The following is a 19,093-nucleotide window of genomic DNA, read 5'->3' on the forward strand; positions in this document are numbered from 1 at the left end:
GATCTCAGCGCGCCGGGCGACGAGAGTTGCGCCATGGAGGACATCTTCCGTCTCAGCGATTTCGGCTATGAGCATCTCACGGAGCTCACTCTCGACGGTCTGCTCACCAGGCTGTCGGAGACGACGTGGGTGCGCACGGGGGCGGTGCTCGGTCCCGAGGAGCGGATGAGTGCGCTCGCCGCGCAGCTCCCGGCCCGCCTCGTCGTCTCTCACGCGACCGCCTGGTGGGTCCACGTCGGGCTCGGTCGCGCCCCGAGTCCGCTGACGCTGACGACGCATCCGCGCCGGCGCGTGCTCGAGTCGACGGGGCTCGTCGTCCACGAGCTCAGTCTCGCCCGCGGTGATTGGGAGACGATCGCGGGTCACCCGGTGACGACGCCGGAGCGCACCCTCTACGATCTGCTTCTCCCCCTCGTCCGCGACCCCCGGCGGGCATCCGGCCCGCAGATCGCCGCGCTCATCGACGATGTCCCCGGTGGCATGGTCAGGCGTCTGCGGCTCTATCTCGCCGAGGTGGGACGGCGCCCGTACGCTGCGCAGATGCGGCAGGTCCTCGACCATTTCACGCGCCCGGGCCGCGCTCCTGGAGTCCGTGCAGCGACGGTCCTGCGGTCGGACGAGGAGGCTCAGCCGCCGGAGATGCGGTAGACGTCGAAGACGCCTTCGACCTTCCGGACCGCGGAGAGCACGGTGTCGAGGTGGCTGGCATCGGACATCTCGAAGACGAACTTCGACTGGGCGACCCGGGCCTTCGACGTCGCCACCGACGCGGAGAGGATGTTGACATGGGTCTCCGTGAGCACCTTGGTGATGTCGGAGAGCAGACCGGAACGGTCGAGGGCTTCGACCTGGATCTGGACGAGGTAGACCCCGCTCGTCTTCTCCCCCCACGAGACCTCGACCATGCGCTCGGGTTCGCGTTCGAGGGAGACGACGTTGGGGCAGTCGACCCGGTGCACGGAGACCCCTGAGCCGCGGGTGACGAAGCCGACGATCTCATCCCCGGGCACCGGGGTGCAGCAGCGGGCGAGTTTGACGAGGACGTCGTCGACGCCCTTGACGACGACTCCGCCGGCCGAGGAGTGGTGGCCCGAGGACTGACCGGTGCGGTTGCGCGGCTCCGGCGGGAGGACCGGGACCTCCTCCTCTTCGCCGACCTCCTTTGCGAGCAGGTCGACGACGTGGGCGGCCGAGGTCACGCCGTTGCCGATCGCCGCGTAGAGCGCGGTGACATCGGGCAGGCGCAGTTCGGTGGCGACGACCTGGAGGGCTTCCTGGCTCATCAGGGCGTTCGCGGACAGCGAGTGCCGGCGCATCGCACGGGCGAGCTGTTCGCGACCGTTCTCGATCGCCTCTTCGCGTCGTTCCTTCGAGAACCACTGGCGGATCTTCGATCGGGCACGGGGGCTCTTGACGAAGCCGAGCCAGTCACGGCTCGGACCGGCGTTCTCGTCCTTCGAGGTGAACACCTCGACGGAGTCGCCGTTCTTCAGCTCCGTGTCGAGGGCGACGAGTCGGCCGTTGACGCGGGCGCCCATCGTCTTGTGGCCGACCTCGGTGTGGACGGCGTAGGCGAAGTCGACGGGGGTCGCGCCCGCGGGCAGGCTCATGACGTCGCCCTTGGGCGTGAAGACATAGACCTCCTTCGAGTTGACCTCGTAGCGGAGGCTGTCGAGGAACTCGTCGGGGTCGCTGACCTCGCGCTGCCAGTCGAGCAGCTGGCGCAGCCACGCGGCGTCGTCGACGCCGCCGTCGTCGGAGACCTTGACCGACCGGGCGGTGTTCGAGGTGATCGCCTTCGACGGGTTGCCGCGGTCCTTGTACTTCCAGTGGGCGGCGACGCCGAACTCCGCGCGCCGGTCCATCTCATGGGTGCGGATCTGGATCTCCACGGGTTTGCCGCCGGGGCCGATGACCGTGGTGTGGAGGCTCTGGTACATGTTGTACTTCGGCATCGCGATGTAGTCCTTGAACCGGCCGGGGACCGGGTTCCACCGGGCGTGGACGATGCCGAGGGTCGCGTAGCATTCGCGGACGGTTTCGACGAGGACGCGGACGCCGACGAGATCGTAGATGTCGGCGAACTCGTGACCGCGCACGACCATCTTCTGGTAGATCGAGTAGTAGTGCTTCGGCCGGCCGGTGATGGCCGCCTCGATACCGGAGTCGGCGAGTTCGGACTGGAGCTCATGGGAGACGGTCGAGAGGTACTTCTCCCGCTCCGGTGCCCGGTCGGCGACGAGGCGGACCACCTCGTCGTAGACCTTGGGGTGGAGGACCTGGAACGAGAGATCCTCGAGTTCCCACTTGATCGTGTTCATGCCGAGCCGGTGCGCGAGCGGGGCGTAGATCTCGAGGGTCTCGCGTGCCTTCTTCGTGCTCGACGAGGCGGGCACGAACTTCCACGTGCGCGCGTTGTGGAGACGGTCGGCGAGCTTGATGACGAGGACGCGGATGTCCTTGGCCATCGCGACGATCATCTTCCGCACGGTCTCCGACTGCGCGGCCTGACCATAGGTGAGCTTGTCGAGCTTCGTCACCCCGTCGACCATGGCGGCGACCTCGGGGCCGAAGGACTCGGTGAGCTGCTCGAGTGAGTAGTCGGTGTCCTCGACGGTGTCGTGGAGGAGCGCCGCGGCCAGGGTGACCGGGAGCATGCCGATCTCGGCAAGGATCGTCGCAACTGCCACCGGATGGGTGATGTAGGGGTCCCCGGACTTCCGGGTCTGCCCGCGGTGCGCCTCCTCGGCGACCGTGTAGGCACGGACGACGAGGTCGATGTCGGCCTTCGGGTGACTCGACTGCAAGGCCCGGATCATCGGTCCGAGCACCCGCGGGTAGCCGGGGTCGTTCTGCGCCCTGGCCGCCCACCAGGCCAGACGGGAGATGCCGCGCGGACGGCGCGATTCAGCTGATGATGCCATCACGTCCCCCTCTCCAGCATGATCCTGCTCGTGGTCTCGTCTCAGACCTCAGCGTGGATCACGGGTGCCACATCGTCTTTGCCGTCCTTCAAGCGTAATTCACGCACGGCCTCTTCCTGTTCCTTCACGGCGGGTTCGTTCGACCGCAGGAGCGCGTAGAGGGGGCTGGCGACGAAGAGCGTCGAGGCGGCGGCGACGATCGTGCCGACGAAGAGCGACAGCGAGATGTCGACGAGCGTGCCCGCGCCGAGGAGGAAGACGCCGATGAAGAGGATCGAGGCGATCGGCAGCACGGAGACGACGGAGGTGTTGATCGAGCGCACCGTCGTCTGGTTGATGCCGAGGTTGACGAGCTCGGAGAACTTCAGGCGCTTGTTGTCCTTGAATCGCGCGGTGTTCTCGCGGATCTTGTCGAAGACGACCACCGTGTCGTAGAGCGAGAAGCTCAGGACGGTGAGGAAGCCGATGACGGCTTCCGGGGTGACTTCGAAGCCGGTGGCCGAGTAGATGCCCATCGTGATGATCATGACGACGAAGAGCCCGACGATCGCGGCCAGCGACATCTTCCAGGTCCGGAAGTAGAGCGCCATGACGATCATCGCGATCGCGACGAAGATGACGAGGGCCCTGACCATCTTCTGGGTGACGTCAGCACCCCACTGGGGGCCGACGAAGGTCGAGGTGACGTCCTCGGCGGGAACGTCGTACCCGGCCGAGAGGGCGTCGCGGACTTCCTGCATCTGCTCGTCGGAGAGCTGGTTCGTCTCGATGCGCACCGCGGTGTCCCCGGTCGGGGTCAGGCGCGGTTCGGAGTCGGCGACGACGTCGTTGACGATGGTCTCGCCCCGGCTCGCCGAGGTGTCGGTGACGTTGTCGACCTGGAACTGCGAACCGCCGCGGAAGGCGATGCCGAAGTTGAAGCCGGCGATGAGCGGAACGAGGAGGGAGAGGATGACGAGGACGCCGGCGATCGAGAGCCAGAGCTTGGCCTTCCCGACGAAGGGGATGGAGGACTCACCGTTGTGGAGGCGATTGCCCCAGGCGAAGAACTTCTTCACTTCTCTGCCCCCTTCTCATCGTCTGCGGCTGCCGCGCGCTTGGCGGCCGCCTTCCGTTCGGCGATCGTGCCGCCGGTCGACGGTGCGTCCGATCCGCGCTTGCGTCGCGAGCTCTTCGTCTTCTTCGGCCCGGCCGCATCAGCGGACTCGGCCGACGCTGCCGTGCCGGACTCGGAGTCCTCCGCGTCCATGGCAGTGTCCGCGGTCGTCGCGTCCTCGGCCTCGGTCACCTCCTCGGCCTCGGTCACCTCGTCGGTCTCCGCCGAGTCGTCGGCCAGTGCGGTCTTCGTCGCGGTCGCCGACCGGGAGCTGCTCGCCGATTCCTCGGACGACGCGGAGCTCTTCGCTTCGGCCCGGCGCTTGGCGCGGCGGCCGGCGATCGTCTCCGCGTCGTCGTCGAGCCCGAGTTTGCGAGCCCGCGCCTTGTCGCGGCGCTGGGCTTCGGGCGACTTGTCCTTGTTGTCGAGGTCGATGCCGAGCGCACCGCGGTAGGCGGCCGGCTTGACCCCGAGCAGACGCGGATCCATACCCGACATCGGGTGCCCCTGGCCGAAGAACTTCGTCCGTGCCAGAAGCTGGAGCATCGGGTGGGTGAAGAGGAAGACGACGAGGATGTCGACGATGACCGCGAGGCCGAGGGTGAACGCGAAGCCGCGCACCGAACCGACGGCGAGGATGTAGAGGATGACGGCGGCGAGCATGTTGACCGACTTCGACGCCCAGATCGTGCGCTTGGCGCGGTCCCAGCCGACTTCGACGGCCGAGAGCAGGTTCCGGCCGCTGCGCAGCTCGTCTCTGACGCGTTCGAAGTAGACGATGAACGAATCCGCCGCCATGCCGATGCCGATGATGATACCGGCGACACCGGCCAGGGAGAGCCGGTAGCCGTATCTCCATGAGGCGATGAGGAGGAGCAGATAGGTGAGGACGCCGACGACGACGAGGCTCGAGACGGTGACGAGTCCGAGGACCCGGTACTGCAGGAGCGAGTAGACGACGACGAGGAGGAGACCGACGAGCCCGGTGAGGATGCCGATGTTGAGGTAGTTCGCACCGAGGGTCGGTGAGATCTGCTCTTCGCTCTGGACCTGGAAGCTGATCGGCAGGGAGCCGTTCTTCAGCTGGTTGGCCAGAGTCTGGGCCTCGTCGAGGGTGAAGTTGCCCGAGATCTCGGCGCGGCCGTCGGTGATGACGGCGTTCGAGGTCGGTGCGGAGAGGACGAGCCCGTCGAGGGTGATCGCGAACTGGTTGTACGGCTGCTGGAGACCGGTGATCGCCGAGGTGATCTGCTTGAAGATCTCGCGTCCCGTGTCGTCGAACTCGAGGTTGACGGCGGGCTGGTTGGTCTGGACGCCGTTGGCGCCGGCTGCGTAGCCGAAGGTCGCGTCGGTGAGGTGGTCACCGGAGAGCTCGACGGGACCGAGCACGTATTTCGCCGACCCGTCCTGGGCGCACGAGACGACCGGCTGGTCGGCCGGCTGCTGGACGCCGCCGGTCCGGTTCTCCGGGTTCGTGCAGTCGAGTTCCGTGTACTGGTTGATGATGTCCTGCGTCTGCCATTCGGCGGTGTCCTGCTCGGGATCGAACAGGGGGCGCGGCGTCGAGTCGGTGACCTGGGTGTCCTCACCCTGACTTTCACCGGCCTGGGTCGGCGCAGGGGTCTCGCCCTCCGGCGACTCATCCGCAGGGGCCTCACCCGCGGGCGACTCGGACGGGGCGGGCGCGTTGCCGCCGGCGTTCGCGGGTTCGTCGGTCGCACTGCCGTCACCTGAGCCGGCGGCGTCTGCACTGCTCGAGTTGACGACGGCGCCGCCGCCGGTCGGAGCGTCCTGGCTGCCACCGGTGAGGTCTTCGAGGCGCTGGCGCTCCTCGTCGGTCAGCCCCTCGGAGGGGTCTCCCCCGTTCTGTCCCTGCTGCTGTTCGTCGATCTGCGCCTGGGAGCGCGGGTCGCCGACGAGGGCGACTCGGCGGAAGACGAGCTGAGCCGAGGAGCGGACGAGGTTGCGAGTCTCCTCATCGGGGTTGCCCGGCAGGTTGACGACGATGTTCCTGTCGCCCTGCGTCGAGATCTCGGCTTCGGAGACACCCGTCGAGTCGACCCTCTGGCGGATGATGGCGACTGCCTGATCGAGCTGTTCCGTGCTGATCGTCGTGTCCTCGGACACCTGGGGTTCGAGGATGATCGAGGTGCCGCCCTCGAGGTCGAGGGCGAGCTTCGGTGTGGGTGTGGCGTCGGACCAGATGACACCTGCGGCGAGGACGCCGAGGAGGATCAGGGTGACGACCGTCAACCACAGGAAGCGCAAACCAGGGCGTGGCTTTTCTTCGATGTCGGACACGTCTCAGCTTTCGATCGGGAGCAGTGAGGGGATCAGTTCTTCTTGTCGTCGGTGTCCGGCTTGTCGGTGCCGGTCCCCTTCGACGGATCCTCAGTCGAGCTGCCGTCCACGTCGTCGGCGTTGGTCTTGGCAGCCGCATCCGCCTCGGCGGCAGTGCGGTCGGCCTTGTCGGCCGTGAGATCGGCGTCGTCAGCCTTGAGATCGGCGTCGAGGGCCTTCTCATCGGCGCGGTCGGCCTTGAGATCGGCATCGGCGGCCTTCGCATCGGCACGGTCGGCCTTGAAGTCGGCGTCGGCGGCGTTGAGGTCAGCGTCGGCGGCCTTGAGGTCGTCGTCGCCCGCCTCGGCGCGCTTGCGCTCGTTCATCGCGTCGAGTTCGGCGTCGGTGATCGCCGGGGAGTCGGTCGCCTCGGTGGCGGGGGCCGCATCGACAGCGGTGTCCGGGGTGTCGATCTGGCCGATGGCCTGGCGGTGCACGCGCAGGACCGTGCCGGGTCCGGATTCGATGGTGACCTGGTTGTCCTCGTCGTCGATCGAGAGCACGGTGCCGAAGACGCCGAAGGTCGTCATGACCTTGGCTCCGGGAACGAGGTTCGTCTTGATCTGCTCCGCACGCGCCTTCTGCTTACGCCGAGAGTTGAACAGGAAAAAAATCAGCAGCGCAGCGAGCGCGAGAGGGATCAGCAAATCCACAGGTATCAACCTTCCATAAGAACGGACCAGTGCACTAGCTTAGTTCGAAGTCCGTACTCAAGGCGAACCGATACGCAGGGTTCAGTACTCATAGTTTGCTGGGATGTGGAGTCCCAGATGCCTCCATGCCGCCGAGGTGGCGACGCGTCCGCGTGGGGTGCGGCTGATGAGGCCCTCCCGCACGAGGTACGGCTCGGACACGGTTTCGACCGTGTCGGCCTCCTCCCCCACCGACACCGACAGCGTGCCGAGTCCCACGGGACCGCCGGCGAAGCGCTTGCAGAGGACTTCGAGGACGGACCGGTCGAGGCGGTCGAGGCCGAGTTCGTCGACTTCGTAGACGGTAAGCGCGTTGAGCGCCGCGGCCTCGTCGATGGTGCCGTTGCCGCGCACCTGCGCCCAGTCCCGGACGCGGCGGAGCAGACGGTTGGCGATGCGGGGCGTGCCCCGGGAGCGGGTGGAGATCTCGGTGAGACCGCGGTTCTCCGCGTCGATGCCGAGCATCCGGGCAGAGCGGGTGAGGACGGTGAGCAGGTCGGCGCTCGAGTAGAAGTCGAGGTGCCCGGTGAAGCCGAAGCGGTCGCGCAGCGGCGCCGGGAGGAGTCCCGAACGAGTCGTCGCGCCGACGAGGGTGAAGGGCGGGAGGTCGAGCGGGATCGCCGTGGCGCCGGGGCCCTTGCCGACGATGACGTCGACGCGGAAGTCCTCCATCGCGACGTAGAGCATCTCCTCGGCGGCGCGGGCCATCCGGTGGATCTCGTCGATGAAGAGGACTTCGCCCTCTTCGAGGGAGGAGAGGATCGCGGCGAGGTCGCCGGCGTGCTGGACGGCGGGGCCGGAGGTCACGCGCAGGCTCGCCTGCATCTCGTGGGCGATGATCATCGCCAGCGTCGTCTTCCCGAGTCCGGGCGGGCCGGAGAGCAGGACGTGGTCGGGGGCCTTGTGCCGGGCCTTCGCGGCGTCGAGGACGAGCGAGAGCTGTTCGCGGACCTGCGGTTGGCCGATGAAGTCGTGGAGGCCCTTGGGTCGCAGCGCCGCCTCGGCGTCGCGTTCAGCGGCTTCGGCGCTGCCGGAGACGAGCCGGTCGTGCTCGGCGCCGGTGAGCCGCTGGTCGCCGAAGTCCATCTCGTAGGAGGCGGTTTCGCGGTCGGTCATTTCCGGGCACCGAGGACTTTGAGCGAGGCCTTGAGCAGCGCCGAGGTGCCGGCGTCGGCCTCGAGGTCAGCGACGACCTCCTGGACCACCTCGGCGGCTTGGGGCTCCTTCCAGCCGAGGCCGACGAGGGCGTCGACGACCTGCTGATTGGTCCCGCCGAAGGAGAGCGCGGGGCCCGGTGCTGCGGCGGCGAACTTCGGGAGCTTGTTCTCGAGTTCGAGGATGATCCGCGAGGCGCCCTTCTTGCCGATGCCCGGCACGCGGGTCAGGGCGGTGGCGTCCTGGCCGGCGATCGCGGCGGCGAGTTCGTCGGGGCCCATGACGGAGAGGATGGCCATCGCGAGGCGGGGTCCGATGCCCGAGATCGTCAGGAGGACCTCGAAGGTGTGGTTCTCGTCCTCGGTGCCGAAGCCGAAGAGGGTCATCGAGTCCTCGCGGACGACGAGGGTCGTGACGAGGTCGATGTCGGCGCCGTGGCGGGTGCCGGCCAGGGTGTCGGGTGTCACGTGCACTTTCCTGCCGACACCGTAGGTGAGGACGACGAGGTGGTCAGCTGCGATGCGATGGACCGTACCGCTGAGGAAACTGATCACGGACTGCCTTTCAGGTGGGAACACGTGTACGAATCCAGACTAACAGTTCGAGGTCGCTCGCCTCATCCGACATGCCCGGGCCGGTGGCACACTCGTCCCCTCAAACGGGCGCTCACCACAGACCCCGATCATCGGGCCCCGGAACATCGCCACCGGCTGCAACGTCACCGGCGGCATCGCCGCCCATGGCACCACTATCGGTGGCGCCGCCATCGCTGCGATCGTCGATGCCCCCGCCTGGCTCTCGCGCGGCACCCGGTTCGGACCCACTGCTCCATCGCACCGAATCCGCGTCGCTCCCCCGCATCAGCTCCGGCCCGCAGTGCTCCGCATCGACGCCGACATCGGCGGCGGTGAGCGGCGACAGCGGCAGGTCGGCGAAGAGCGTGTCGACGGCGTCGTCGGTGACGAATCTCGCGTGGAGGATCGGCCTCCGTTCGATGTCGACCGAGGCAGGTGGTATCCATGCGGCACGGCCGTCCTTGAGCATGATCGTCTCCCACTCGGATCTGTCGATGAGGTGGTGGTGCATGCTGCAGACGAGAGTGAGGTTGTTGAGGTCGGTTCTGCCGCCGAGTGCCCAAGGGAAGACGTGGTGCGCGTCGCACCAGCCCGGTGGTGTCTCGCATCCAGGGAAGGTGCAGCCCTTGTCTCGCGCGGCGAGGATCGCCAGCTGTCGGGGCGTCGCGTGTCGCTGTTCGGTCGCCAGCGCCATCGACTTCGCCTTCTCAGTCATGAGGTGGAAGAACACCGTGCCGTTGAGGCCCTCATCGGCGGCGAGGTCGATCGGGAAGTCGGCTTCGGCTCCTGTCGTCGCCCGGCCCTTCCCCTCGGCGAGGTTCTCGGCCGTTGCGGTGACGACGAGGGCGAACGGCGCTCCCCTGCCGACCCGACCCATTTCGGTGTGGGAGATCAGTGTCGAGAAGCGCTCGTACATGAGGTTCTGCACTGTGCCCTGTTCGTCCGAGGTGTCGGCGAACGTGCCGTCGGCGCGGACTCCCCAGCCGCGGGGGTTCTCGGAGCCTGTGCCTGACAGCTGCGGGTTCACATCGGCGGGCAGCGGTCGGTCTGATGCGTCTCCGGCGAGCACGCTCCCGAAGAGCTCGAGCATCTGTTCGCCCTCGACGCGGAGGTCATCATCGGGTCCACCGTCGAGACCCGTTGGATTCTGAGCACCGCCGTCACCAGTCTCATCGTCGAGACCCGGCGTGCCGTCTGCGCTGCTGTCACTGGACGTGTCGCCTGCTTCGCTGGGGTCACCCGCTCCGGTCGGGTCGTCCACTCCGGTCGGGTCGTCCGCTTTGATCCGTGAGGTCAGCCATCCCTGGATGATGCCACCGGTGATCGGGTCGAGGAGGCCGCTGAGGTCCCAGTCGCCGTCGCGGCGCTGGCGGACGTTGACCTTGTACTTCGAGCGGTCGCGGGAATCGGTCGGCTCGGCGCCGTCGGGGTCGACCCGCTCGAGCATGGCGGTGAAGATCCGCCGGAGGTCGGAGACGCGGACGCTCGGCGCGCGTTCGACGAGTTTGCCTTCGATCCGTTCGCGCACCTCGGTGCCGAGCCAGAAGGGGACCTCGTCGAGGCATTTTCCGATCATCGCCGCCTGGCTCGACGACAGCGCTCCGGACTGCAGACCGGCCGCGACGATCGGATACTTCGGCGGCCGCGACTGCCCGGTCAGGTCGACTCGGTTGCCGAGGTTCTTCGCCAGTTCGGTGCGGCGGTGCGCCTCGGTGCTGCTGAGTTGGAGTTTGTCCTGCACCAGAGCCTTGGTCGATTTCGCCCCGTAGTCCTTGGGCGTTCCGACGCGCTCGAAAACCGACAGCGTCACGGCGTGGAGCGAATCGACGAGACGGCTGAGCGCTTCGACTCCCCTCATCACGGTGATGGCCTCGTCGGGTCCCATCGGACGTCGGAAATCGCGGAGTTCGGCTTCGAGCCGGGTGATCGCAGCGATGCTGTCGGTCACCTCGGGGACCGAGCCTCCGAGGTCGGCCCACTGTTCCTTCGTGAGCATCGGATGGGGAGAGTCTGCCAGGGAGGTGTCGCGGTGCTCGTCGACGGCCGTTTGGAAGGGGTTGTCCATATCGGACACGCACGGCCGCGAGGCGATGTCATCGTCCATGCCACCGCGCGCGGGTTGTGGTGCACCACCACCCTCGGCGTCGGTGGAACTCCCGGACTCGCCGGCGGCGGTCTGTGAGCCCGTCCCTCCACCGTCGCCTCGGCGAACCTCTCGGCCGGAGAGCCCAACGTCCGCAGGATCAGAAAGCGAAGGATCGCAGGTCGAGGGCTCAGGTGCCGAGAAGTCGGGCGCCGCTACCGCGTCCATGCTGCCGAGCGTCTCTGCCAGTCCATGACCGCTGAGATCCATTCCGGCCGCTTCGAGCTGATCGCGAAGAGAACGCGGGGCCGTCGAGCCCTTCCTGTCTCGCGACCCGGGCTTCTTCGATGCTCCCGCACGCGCACCCGACTTACTGCCACGGGAGCCATCATCCCGGTGGTTCTGCGGTCGTTCCGGCGTGAGTGTCATGATCTCGGCAATCTGTCCGTCAACGGTGACGTTGTGCGGTTGTCTCTATTCTAGATGTAAGTGACATCACATGTCTATAGTTTCGTTCGATTTTCTCAACTGATTTTCTATGACGTTCGGTGCAGTTCTAATCAGGAATGAGGTGCGGTGCTCATCAGGGACGATGTCATGATGAGAGCGGAGAGGAACTCGTTCCGAGGCGCTCTTGCCTTGAGCACAGAGCTCAATTGGGCGCGTCGAATCGTAGCCGAGACGCTCGGAATCGCGATCGACGCGCGCAGCGCGGTCGGGGCATCCCGCCGCGCTTCGGCTCACTTCGCGTTGCGCAGCGCGCGGGCCCACTGTTCCTGGGCTTTGGTCAGCCCACTCCCCTGCCGGCCGCTGCCCTTGCGTTCGGTGAGGTCCTTGTTCATCCCCGGCGTCGACTGAGCGCTGAGCGCCCCGCGCCACGAGTGGCAGATCGCTATGGCCAGGGCGTCGGCGGCGTCGGCGGGTTTGGGCGGCGCGTCGAGTCCGAGGATGCGGGTGACCATGTTCGTCACCTGCTTCTTGTCCGCCCGTCCGGAGCCCGTGATCGCTGCCTTGACCTCGGACGGAGTGTGCATGGCGACGGGGATCCCGCGGCGCGCGGCCAGTCCCATCGTCAGGCCCGAGGCCTGCGCGGTGCCCATGATCGTCGAGACGTCATTGCGGGCGAAGACCCGCTCGATGGCGACGACATCGGGTCGGTGCGTGTCCAGCCAGGTGTCGAACGCCTCGGCGAGGGACCCCAGCCTCAGGTCCACGGAGTCCGCGGACGGGGTGCGGAAGACGTCGACGGCGACCATGGCGGCCTTCCTGGCCGGCAGGGTGTCGATGACGCCGAATCCGCACCGTGTGAGGCCGGGGTCCACGCCGAGGATGCGCATCAGGCGTCGAGTTCTGCGAGAACCTCGTCGCTGACGTCGGCGTTCGAGTAGACGTTCTGCACTTCGTCGCTGTCTTCGAGAGCGTCGATGAGCTTGAACACCTTGGTGGCGGTGGCCGCATCGAGGCTGACCTTGAGTCCGGGGACGAACGAGGCCTCGGCGGAGTCGTAGTCGATGCCGGCGTCGACGAGCGCCGTGCGCACCGCGACGAGGTCGGTCGCCTCGGAGATGACCTCGAAAGTCTCCCCTTCGTCGTTGACCTCTTCGGCGCCGGCTTCGAGGGTCGCCTCGACGATGGCGTCCTCATCGGTGCCCTCGGCCGGGACGACGATGACGCCCTTGCGGTTGAAGTTGTACGACACCGAACCGGGATCGGCCATCGAGCCGCCGTTGCGGGTCACGGCGACGCGCACTTCGGAGGCCGCACGGTTGCGGTTGTCGGTGAGGCACTCGATGAGGAGTGCGACGCCGCCGGCCGCGTAGCCTTCGTACATGATCGTCTCGTAGTTGACCGCTTCGCCGTCGAGGCCGCCGCCGCGCTTGACGGCGCGGTTGATGTTGTCTGCGGGCACCGAGTTCTTCTTCGCCTTCTGGATCGCGTCGAAGAGGGTCGGGTTGCCGTCGGGATCAGGTCCACCGTTGCGTGCGGCAACCTCGATGTTCTTGATCAGCTTGGCAAACAGCTTGCCGCGCTTGGCATCGATGGCAGCTTTCTTGTGCTTAGTCGTTGCCCATTTGGAATGACCTGACACTGGTGTTCCTTCCTATAGATGAAGCCCTTAGATTCTATACGCCCCAGCGCCCGCGCGCCGAAACCTCCGCGGTGCAGTCCTTTCGCACCGAGGCGGTCCGGCTGAATCCTGCCCCGGTGCAGTCGCGTCCCGGTCCGGTCGATTCCCACCGAGGCGGTCCGGCTGACTCCTGTCCAGGTGCAGTCGCTCAGTCGATGACGAGGGGGACGTCGGGCACGGTGCCGACGGCGGCGAGCTCCATGAGGCTGAGCAGGTTCTTCGGGTAGATCGTCTCGGTCGTCGCCATGAGCTCGTCGCGGGACCACCAGCGGAACTCGAGCAGGCTGCGCTTCTCGATGTCGGTCCACACGGCGTCCTCGAGTTCGATGTCCTCGCTCGTCCGGTAGGCGAAGTACGTCTCGAGCTGCCGCAGCTCCTTCTCGGTGAAGTGGAAGACCTCGTCGCGGATGGCGAGCGGACCGATGAGGTCGCCGGGTTCGCATTCGAGGCCGGTCTCCTCGGCGAGTTCGCGGGCCGCCGTCTGCGCCGGCGATTCGCCCATCTCCGAGCCGCCGCCCACGGTCATCCACCACTGGTGGGTGGGCGTGAGCAGGTCCTGGGCCCTGATGAGGAGAACCTCGTCGCGCTCATTGAGCAGAACGACCCGTGAAGCTTTACGAGGTTTCATGGTTCTCCAGGAGTTGACGGCGGACAGACGAAATTCTTTGCAGGATAGTGATGCAGCAGGCGATCATCAAGACGCCCAAGGCGACCGTCAGAACGATATCGGGAAGTCCCATTCCCACCAAGCCGGTGACGATGAGTGTGACCAACAACCGGTCGGCGCGTTCGGCGATTCCGCCGGACGCGTGGACGCCCAGGCCCTCAGCCCGCGCCCGCACATACGAGACAAGCGAACCTGTCACCAGGCAGCCGAGGGCGAGGAGCGCGGTGAGCGGATCATCCGCGCCGAGGAAGAACCACAGTGCGAGACCGACGAACACGGCGGAGTCCGCGATGCGGTCGAGCGTCGAGTCGAGGAATGCGCCCCACAGGCTCTTGCGCCCCATCTCCCGGGCCATGATCCCGTCGAGCATGTCGCAGAAGACGAAGACGGTGATGACGACCGTGCCCCAGAACAGGTGCCCGAGCGGGTAGAAGATCAGCGCGCCGGCGCTCACCCCGAGCGTGCCGATGAACGTCACGGCATCCGGGGTCAGCCCGAGGCGCAGGAGCAGCCTGGCCAGGGGACGGAAGAGTCGGGTGAATGCCTCGCGGGCGATGGTGTTGAGCATCGGGTCAGCGAACCGCCGAGGTGGTGAGCGGGCGATCGACGGTCGTGCAGTCGGCCTTGGGGGCCCGCAGGCGCTGGTCCCACCAGTCGAGGATCGCATCGAAGCGCTGCCGGCGATGTCGCGGCTGGCCCGAACGCGAGAGCTCATGGTTCTCACCGGGGAAGATGAGCAGCCCGGTGACGACTCCGGCCCGCTGGAGCGCGGCGTAGTACTGCTGGGCCTGTTCGAGCGGGCACCGGAAGTCGAGCTCGGAGTGCATGACGAGCGTCGGGGTGCGCACCTCATCCGCATGGGCGAGCGGGGACTGCCGGGCGATCGCCGCGGCATCACGCGAGGTGTACTCCTCGGTGAAGAACCGTCCGATGTCGGAGGTGCCGAGGAAGCTGTGCGGGTCGAGGTATCCGCGTTCGACGATCGCCGCGGCGAAGCGGTGATCGGCGGCGATCGTCATCGCCGTGAGATACCCGCCGTACGATCCGCCCTGCACGCCGAGGCGGCTCGCATCGAGGTCGGCGTCCGCGCCCAGCGCGTGGTCGAGGACGGCGAGGACATCGGCCATCGCCGGTGCGGCCATGTCGCCCTGCACCGCGGTGCCCCACGTGCGGGTGCGTCCTCCCGAACCGCGCGGGTTCGCGTAGACGACGGCATAGCCCGCCGAGGTGAGCACCTGGGTCTCGTCGAACCACCCGTGCGTGTACTGCGCGAACGGTCCGCCGTGGATGTTGAGGATCACCGGGAACGGTCCCTGCCCGGCGGGCTTGGCGAGCCATCCGGTGACCGTGCCGCCGGGGCCCTCGACCCGGAGGACCTGAGGGCGCACCGAGGCGGCCGGAGCGGGATGCTCGAGCACGACGGTCGAGGCCGGCCCACCGGAGGACTCCCGAGCGGCCTGGAGGTCGACGCGCAGCAGTGCGGCCGGCGCTGTCGGCGTCACCGCAGTGACGACCGCGGTGCCGTCGGCGACGTCGAAGCCCGTGACGACGGTGACGTCTTCGGTGAGGAACACGAGATCGTCGAGGGCCGCCTCGGTGCCGGAATCACCGCTCGCAGCATCGAGGTCGAGCCGGGCCAGACGGGTCGCACCCTCGGTGTCGACGGCGAAGACGACGTCGCCGGCGACGATCTGCGGCGGGATCTGGGCGACGGCGACCGTCTCGGGGTCGGTGAGCCGCTTGGTCGCGCCGGTGCGCCGGTCGTGGACGAAGAGTCCGGGCATCTGCCCGACGAAGTCGAGTTCGTCGCGGGTGAGATCGCTGCCGACGAGGAGGATCCGGTCTGCGTCGATCCACCGGTGGAGGCTCACGCTCATCCGCGGCAGCTCGAGCGGGGTGGGGCCGTTCGCCCCGAGCAGCCACACGGTCGAGCGCAGGTCGGGTGCGCCGTGGTCGGGATGGGTCGCGGCGACGACGCTCATGTGCGCACCGTCGGGTGAGAACTGCGGGTCGTGGACATCGGAGTCCGGGGTCGTCAGCATCGTCGACAGCGGCACCTCGTCGGAGCCGGCGATCCCCGACTTGCCGAGTCCGGGTTCGCTGAGGTCGACGAGGAACGCCCGCGCGGGACGGTCCTTGACGTATCCGAGCCCGTTGGCCTGGTACGCCGCCGAGGTGATCCGCCGCGGGGCCTCCTCGTCGGCGGGAATGTCGTCGTCGGTGCCGTAGCGGCCGGGCTCGGGAACCCGGGAGACGTAGAGGACGCGGCCCGTCGCATCGTCAAGGGCGAACTCGGAGACGCCGAGGTGGCGGTCGGTGATCCGGTGCGCCGTCGTCAGGGTGGGGCCGGCGAAGAGCTGGGACCGCTCCCCCTTCTCGGCGCTGAGGTAGGCCGCCCACGCCTCACCGATCTGCGGTGAGGTGTCTCGCCACGCGTGGGTGAGGCGGCGCGGGGAGTCGGAGCCGACGGCGAAGAGCTGGGAGAGGTACGAGTTCGATTCGAGGTCCGGGCGCGTGATCGCGATGATCGTCTCATCGCCGGCGGCGACGGGCGTGGCGTACTCGGCGAGCGAATCGAGATCTTCCGGGTTCATCGGTTCCATTCCTTCGACAGCGCCGCGCGCACATCGGCGTGCACCTGCGGCAGGGCCTTCGTCTGCGCCACGATGGGCAGGAAGTTCGCGTCCCCGCTCCACCGCGGGACGACGTGCTGGTGCAGGTGCGCGGCGATCCCCGCCCCGGCCACCTCACCCTGGTTCATCCCGAGGTTGAAGCCGTCGGGACCGGACACGGCGCGGATGACCCGCATCGCCTTCTGCGTGAACTCCGCGAGCTCGACGGTCTCCGCCGGTGTCAGCTCCGTGTAGTCGGCGACGTGGCGGTACGGGCAGACGAGGAGGTGACCCGGGTTGTACGGGTAGAGGTTGAGCACGGCGTACACGGTCTCACCGCGGGCGACGATGAGCGCCTCCTCATCGGACTTCTTCGGCGCAGCGCAGAACGGGCACTCGGCGGGACCGGAGTCCTTCGGCTTGTCCTGTCCCCCGATGTAGACCATCCGGTGCGGCGTCCACAGCCGCTGGAAGGCGTCGGGCACGCGCGGGAAGCCCTCGGCGGCTTCGATGTCGGCCAGGTCCATGCCCAGCGCGGGATCCGGACGATCCCCCTCGCCGAGGTGGTGCTCCGGGTCCGCGGCCTGCTCGCCCTCGCTCGTCATACCTGGGCCTTGGTCTCGATCGCCTCGGTGATCCGGGCGATCGCCTCGGCGACGGGCACGCCGTTGTCCTGGGTGCCGTCGCGGAATCGGAACGACACGGCCCCGGCGTCGCGGTCCTCACCACCGGCGATGAGGACGAAGGGGACCTTCGACTTCGAGGCGTTGCGGATCTTCTTCGGGAACCGGTCGTCGCTGTCGTCGACCTCGACCCGCACACCGGCCGCGCGGAGCTGGTCGGCCACCTCGGCGAGGTAGTCGTTGAACTCCTCGGCCACGGGGATCGCGGTGACCTGGACCGGCGAGAGCCACACGGGGAAGGCCCCGGCGTAGTGCTCGGTGAGAACGCCGAGGAAGCGCTCGATCGAGCCGAACTTCGCCGAATGGATCATCACCGGCCGCTTGCGGGTGCCGTCGGCGGCGACGTATTCGAGACCGAAGCGCTCGGGCTGGTTGAAGTCGAGCTGGACCGTCGACATCTGCCAGGTGCGGCCGATCGCGTCGCGGGCCTGGACGGAGATCTTCGGGCCGTAGAAGGCGGCGCCGCCGGGATCGGGGACGAGTTCGAGACCGGATTCGGCGGCGACCTGCTCGAGCGTCGCCGTCGCCTCGGCCCACTGCTCGTCGGAGCCGATGAACTTGTCCTTCTTCTTCCCGTCCTCGTCGCGGGTCGAGAGCTCGAGGTAGAAGTCGTTGAGGCCGAAGTCGCGGAGCAGGCTGAGGACGAAGCCGAGGAGGTGGCGGATCTCGGCCGCGGCGTCCTCGACGGCGACGTAGGAGTGGGAGTCGTCCTGGGTGAGCGCGCGGACGCGGGTGAGGCCGTGGACGACGCCAGAGGGCTCGTCGCGGTAGACGGTGCCGAACTCGAAGAGCCGCAGCGGCAGGTCGCGGTAGGAGCGGCCCCTGGAGCGGTAGATGAGGTTGTGCATCGGGCAGTTCATCGCCTTGAGCCGGTAGGGCGTGCCCTCCTTGACGATCTCGCCCTCCTCATCGCGGACCTCGTCGACGAGCATCGCCGGGAACATGTTCTCCCCGTAGTAGGGCAGGTGACCCGAGGTGTAGTAGAGGGTCTCCTTCGAGATGTGCGGGGTGCCGACGTAGTCGAAGCCCTCGGCGATGTGGCGGGCGCGGACGTAGTCCTCCATCTCCCGCTTGATGATGCCGCCCTTGGGGTGGAAGACCGGCAGACCGGAGCCGAGCTCCTCGGGGAACGAGAAGAGATCGAGTTCGGCACCGAGCTTGCGGTGGTCACGGCGCTCCGCCTCGGCGAGGCGGTCCTGGTAGGCCTTGAGATCGTCCTTCGACGCCCATGCGGTGCCGTAGACGCGCTGCAGGCTCGCGTTGGCCTGGTCACCCCGCCAGTACGCCGCCGAGGAGCGGGTGACGGCGAATCCGTTGCCGATGAGCTTCGTGTTCGGCAGGTGGGGACCGCGGCAGAGGTCCTGCCACACGACCTCGCCCTTGCGGTCGACGTTCTCATAGACGGTGAGCTCGCCGGCCCCGACCTCGACGGCCGCCGACTCGTCGTCACCGGCGCCCTTGTCGGAGATGAGTTCGAGTTTGTAGGGCTCGTTCGCCATGCGCTCACGCGCTTCGTCCTCGGTGACGACGACCCGGTTGAAGGTCTGTCCGGACTTGACGATCTGCGCGGCCTTCTTCTGGATGGCCTTGAGGTCATCGGGGGTGAAGGGCTCGGCGACGTCGAAGTCGAAGTAGTAGCCGTCGGTGATGTAGGGCCCGATGCCGAGCTTCGCGTCGGGGAAGAGATCCTGGACGGCCTGCGCGGTGACGTGCGCCGTCGAATGGCGGAGGATGTCGAGCCCTTCAGGGGAATCGATGGTGATCGGGGCGATCGCATCGCCCGGGGAGAGTTCGCGACTGAGGTCGGCGGGCTCTCCATTCAGCCACATCGCCACCACCGCGCGGTCCGTGGAGAAGATCTCCGTCCCGGTCATGCCCTGAGTCCAGGGGATGCTCTGGCCCGCGCAGTCGATGCTGTCTGCCACTGAATTTCTCCGTTTCGTTGTGCTTGTCTCGCGGTGCGGCCTTAGGGGAGCTGCCGGCTTCTCAGGACAGTCCTGCGCGCACGCCGCTCTTAGAGTCTAGTCCCTCAACGGGACTGCAGAATCAGTTGGGCGGCAGTCTTCCGACTGCCGCCCGACTGATGGGGTGAACGGGGTCGCACCGAGCGGTGCGGGATCCGTGTCGCGGATGCCCGA

At 67.6% G+C, this 19,093-nt stretch carries 15 protein-coding genes; 1 reads left to right on the forward strand and 14 read right to left on the reverse strand.

The annotated features are described in order from the left end of the window. Positions 1-33: 33 nt before the first annotated feature. Positions 34-648: a hypothetical protein gene (locus ABD154_RS05835; protein ID WP_198498900.1), complete on the forward strand. Its 615-nt coding sequence runs from the start codon at positions 34-36 to the stop codon at positions 646-648. On the opposite strand, the gene ABD154_RS05840 is transcribed toward ABD154_RS05835, so the two are convergent. From ABD154_RS05840 to thrS, 14 genes are all read right to left on the reverse strand, one after another. Then, entirely contained in the window at positions 627-2,924 is a 2,298-nt protein-coding gene (locus tag ABD154_RS05840) for a RelA/SpoT family protein (protein WP_198498901.1), read from the reverse strand. The genes ABD154_RS05835 and ABD154_RS05840 overlap by 22 nt on opposite strands. A 41-nt stretch (positions 2,925-2,965) precedes the next feature. Continuing rightward, a complete protein-coding gene (secF, locus tag ABD154_RS05845; RefSeq protein ID WP_198498902.1) occupies positions 2,966-3,982 on the reverse strand; it encodes a protein translocase subunit SecF in 1,017 nt (338 codons plus the stop codon). Next, positions 3,979-6,273 (reverse strand): protein translocase subunit SecD, encoded by a 2,295-nt coding sequence (gene secD / locus ABD154_RS05850; RefSeq protein ID WP_198498903.1) that lies wholly within the window; start codon positions 6,271-6,273, stop codon positions 3,979-3,981. Before secD ends, secF begins: the two co-directional genes overlap by 4 nt. 80 nt (positions 6,274-6,353) lie before the next feature. Continuing rightward, the gene (gene yajC / locus ABD154_RS05855) at positions 6,354-7,013 is read right to left on the reverse strand and encodes a preprotein translocase subunit YajC (protein WP_232623609.1); all 660 of its coding nucleotides are present in this window, start codon (positions 7,011-7,013) and stop codon (positions 6,354-6,356) included. A gap of 81 nt (positions 7,014-7,094) precedes the next feature. Further along, positions 7,095-8,138 (reverse strand): Holliday junction branch migration DNA helicase RuvB, encoded by a 1,044-nt coding sequence (gene ruvB, locus ABD154_RS05860; RefSeq protein ID WP_198500983.1) that lies wholly within the window; start codon positions 8,136-8,138, stop codon positions 7,095-7,097. A 26-nt stretch (positions 8,139-8,164) separates the two neighbouring features. Next, complete coding sequence (ruvA, locus tag ABD154_RS05865) at positions 8,165-8,785, reverse strand: Holliday junction branch migration protein RuvA (protein ID WP_344250553.1); 621 nt, start codon at positions 8,783-8,785, stop codon at positions 8,165-8,167. 88 nt (positions 8,786-8,873) lie between these two features. Then, positions 8,874-10,886 carry an HNH endonuclease signature motif containing protein gene (locus ABD154_RS05870; RefSeq protein ID WP_198498905.1) on the reverse strand — a complete coding sequence of 671 codons (2,013 nt, stop codon included), beginning with the start codon at positions 10,884-10,886 and terminating at the stop codon, positions 8,874-8,876. Between the two features lie 719 nt (positions 10,887-11,605). Continuing rightward, a complete protein-coding gene (ruvC, locus tag ABD154_RS05875; RefSeq protein ID WP_198498906.1) occupies positions 11,606-12,202 on the reverse strand; it encodes a crossover junction endodeoxyribonuclease RuvC in 597 nt (198 codons plus the stop codon). Next, positions 12,202-12,954 (reverse strand): YebC/PmpR family DNA-binding transcriptional regulator, encoded by a 753-nt coding sequence (locus ABD154_RS05880; RefSeq protein ID WP_198498907.1) that lies wholly within the window; start codon positions 12,952-12,954, stop codon positions 12,202-12,204. Before ABD154_RS05880 ends, ruvC begins: the two co-directional genes overlap by 1 nt. A 187-nt stretch (positions 12,955-13,141) precedes the next feature. Continuing rightward, on the reverse strand, positions 13,142-13,621 hold the full coding sequence (locus ABD154_RS05885; RefSeq protein ID WP_137823937.1) for an NUDIX hydrolase: 480 nt from the start codon (positions 13,619-13,621) through the stop codon (positions 13,142-13,144). After that, complete coding sequence (gene pgsA / locus ABD154_RS05890; RefSeq protein ID WP_198498908.1) at positions 13,608-14,228, reverse strand: phosphatidylinositol phosphate synthase; 621 nt, start codon at positions 14,226-14,228, stop codon at positions 13,608-13,610. The genes ABD154_RS05885 and pgsA overlap by 14 nt, the downstream gene beginning before the upstream one ends. A gap of 4 nt (positions 14,229-14,232) precedes the next feature. Beyond that, positions 14,233-16,254, reverse strand: a complete 2,022-nt coding sequence (locus ABD154_RS05895) for an alpha/beta hydrolase family protein (protein ID WP_344250559.1) — start codon at positions 16,252-16,254, stop codon at positions 14,233-14,235. Continuing rightward, positions 16,251-16,799: an HIT family protein gene (locus ABD154_RS05900; protein ID WP_232623910.1), complete on the reverse strand. Its 549-nt coding sequence runs from the start codon at positions 16,797-16,799 to the stop codon at positions 16,251-16,253. The genes ABD154_RS05895 and ABD154_RS05900 overlap by 4 nt, the downstream gene beginning before the upstream one ends. Positions 16,800-16,873: 74 nt before the next feature. Continuing rightward, a complete protein-coding gene (gene thrS, locus ABD154_RS05905; RefSeq protein ID WP_344250561.1) occupies positions 16,874-18,880 on the reverse strand; it encodes a threonine--tRNA ligase in 2,007 nt (668 codons plus the stop codon). Positions 18,881-19,093: the final 213 nt, after the last annotated feature.

The organism is Brevibacterium sanguinis (genome assembly GCF_039528855.1).
Lineage (GTDB): Bacteria > Actinomycetota > Actinomycetes > Actinomycetales > Brevibacteriaceae > Brevibacterium > Brevibacterium sanguinis.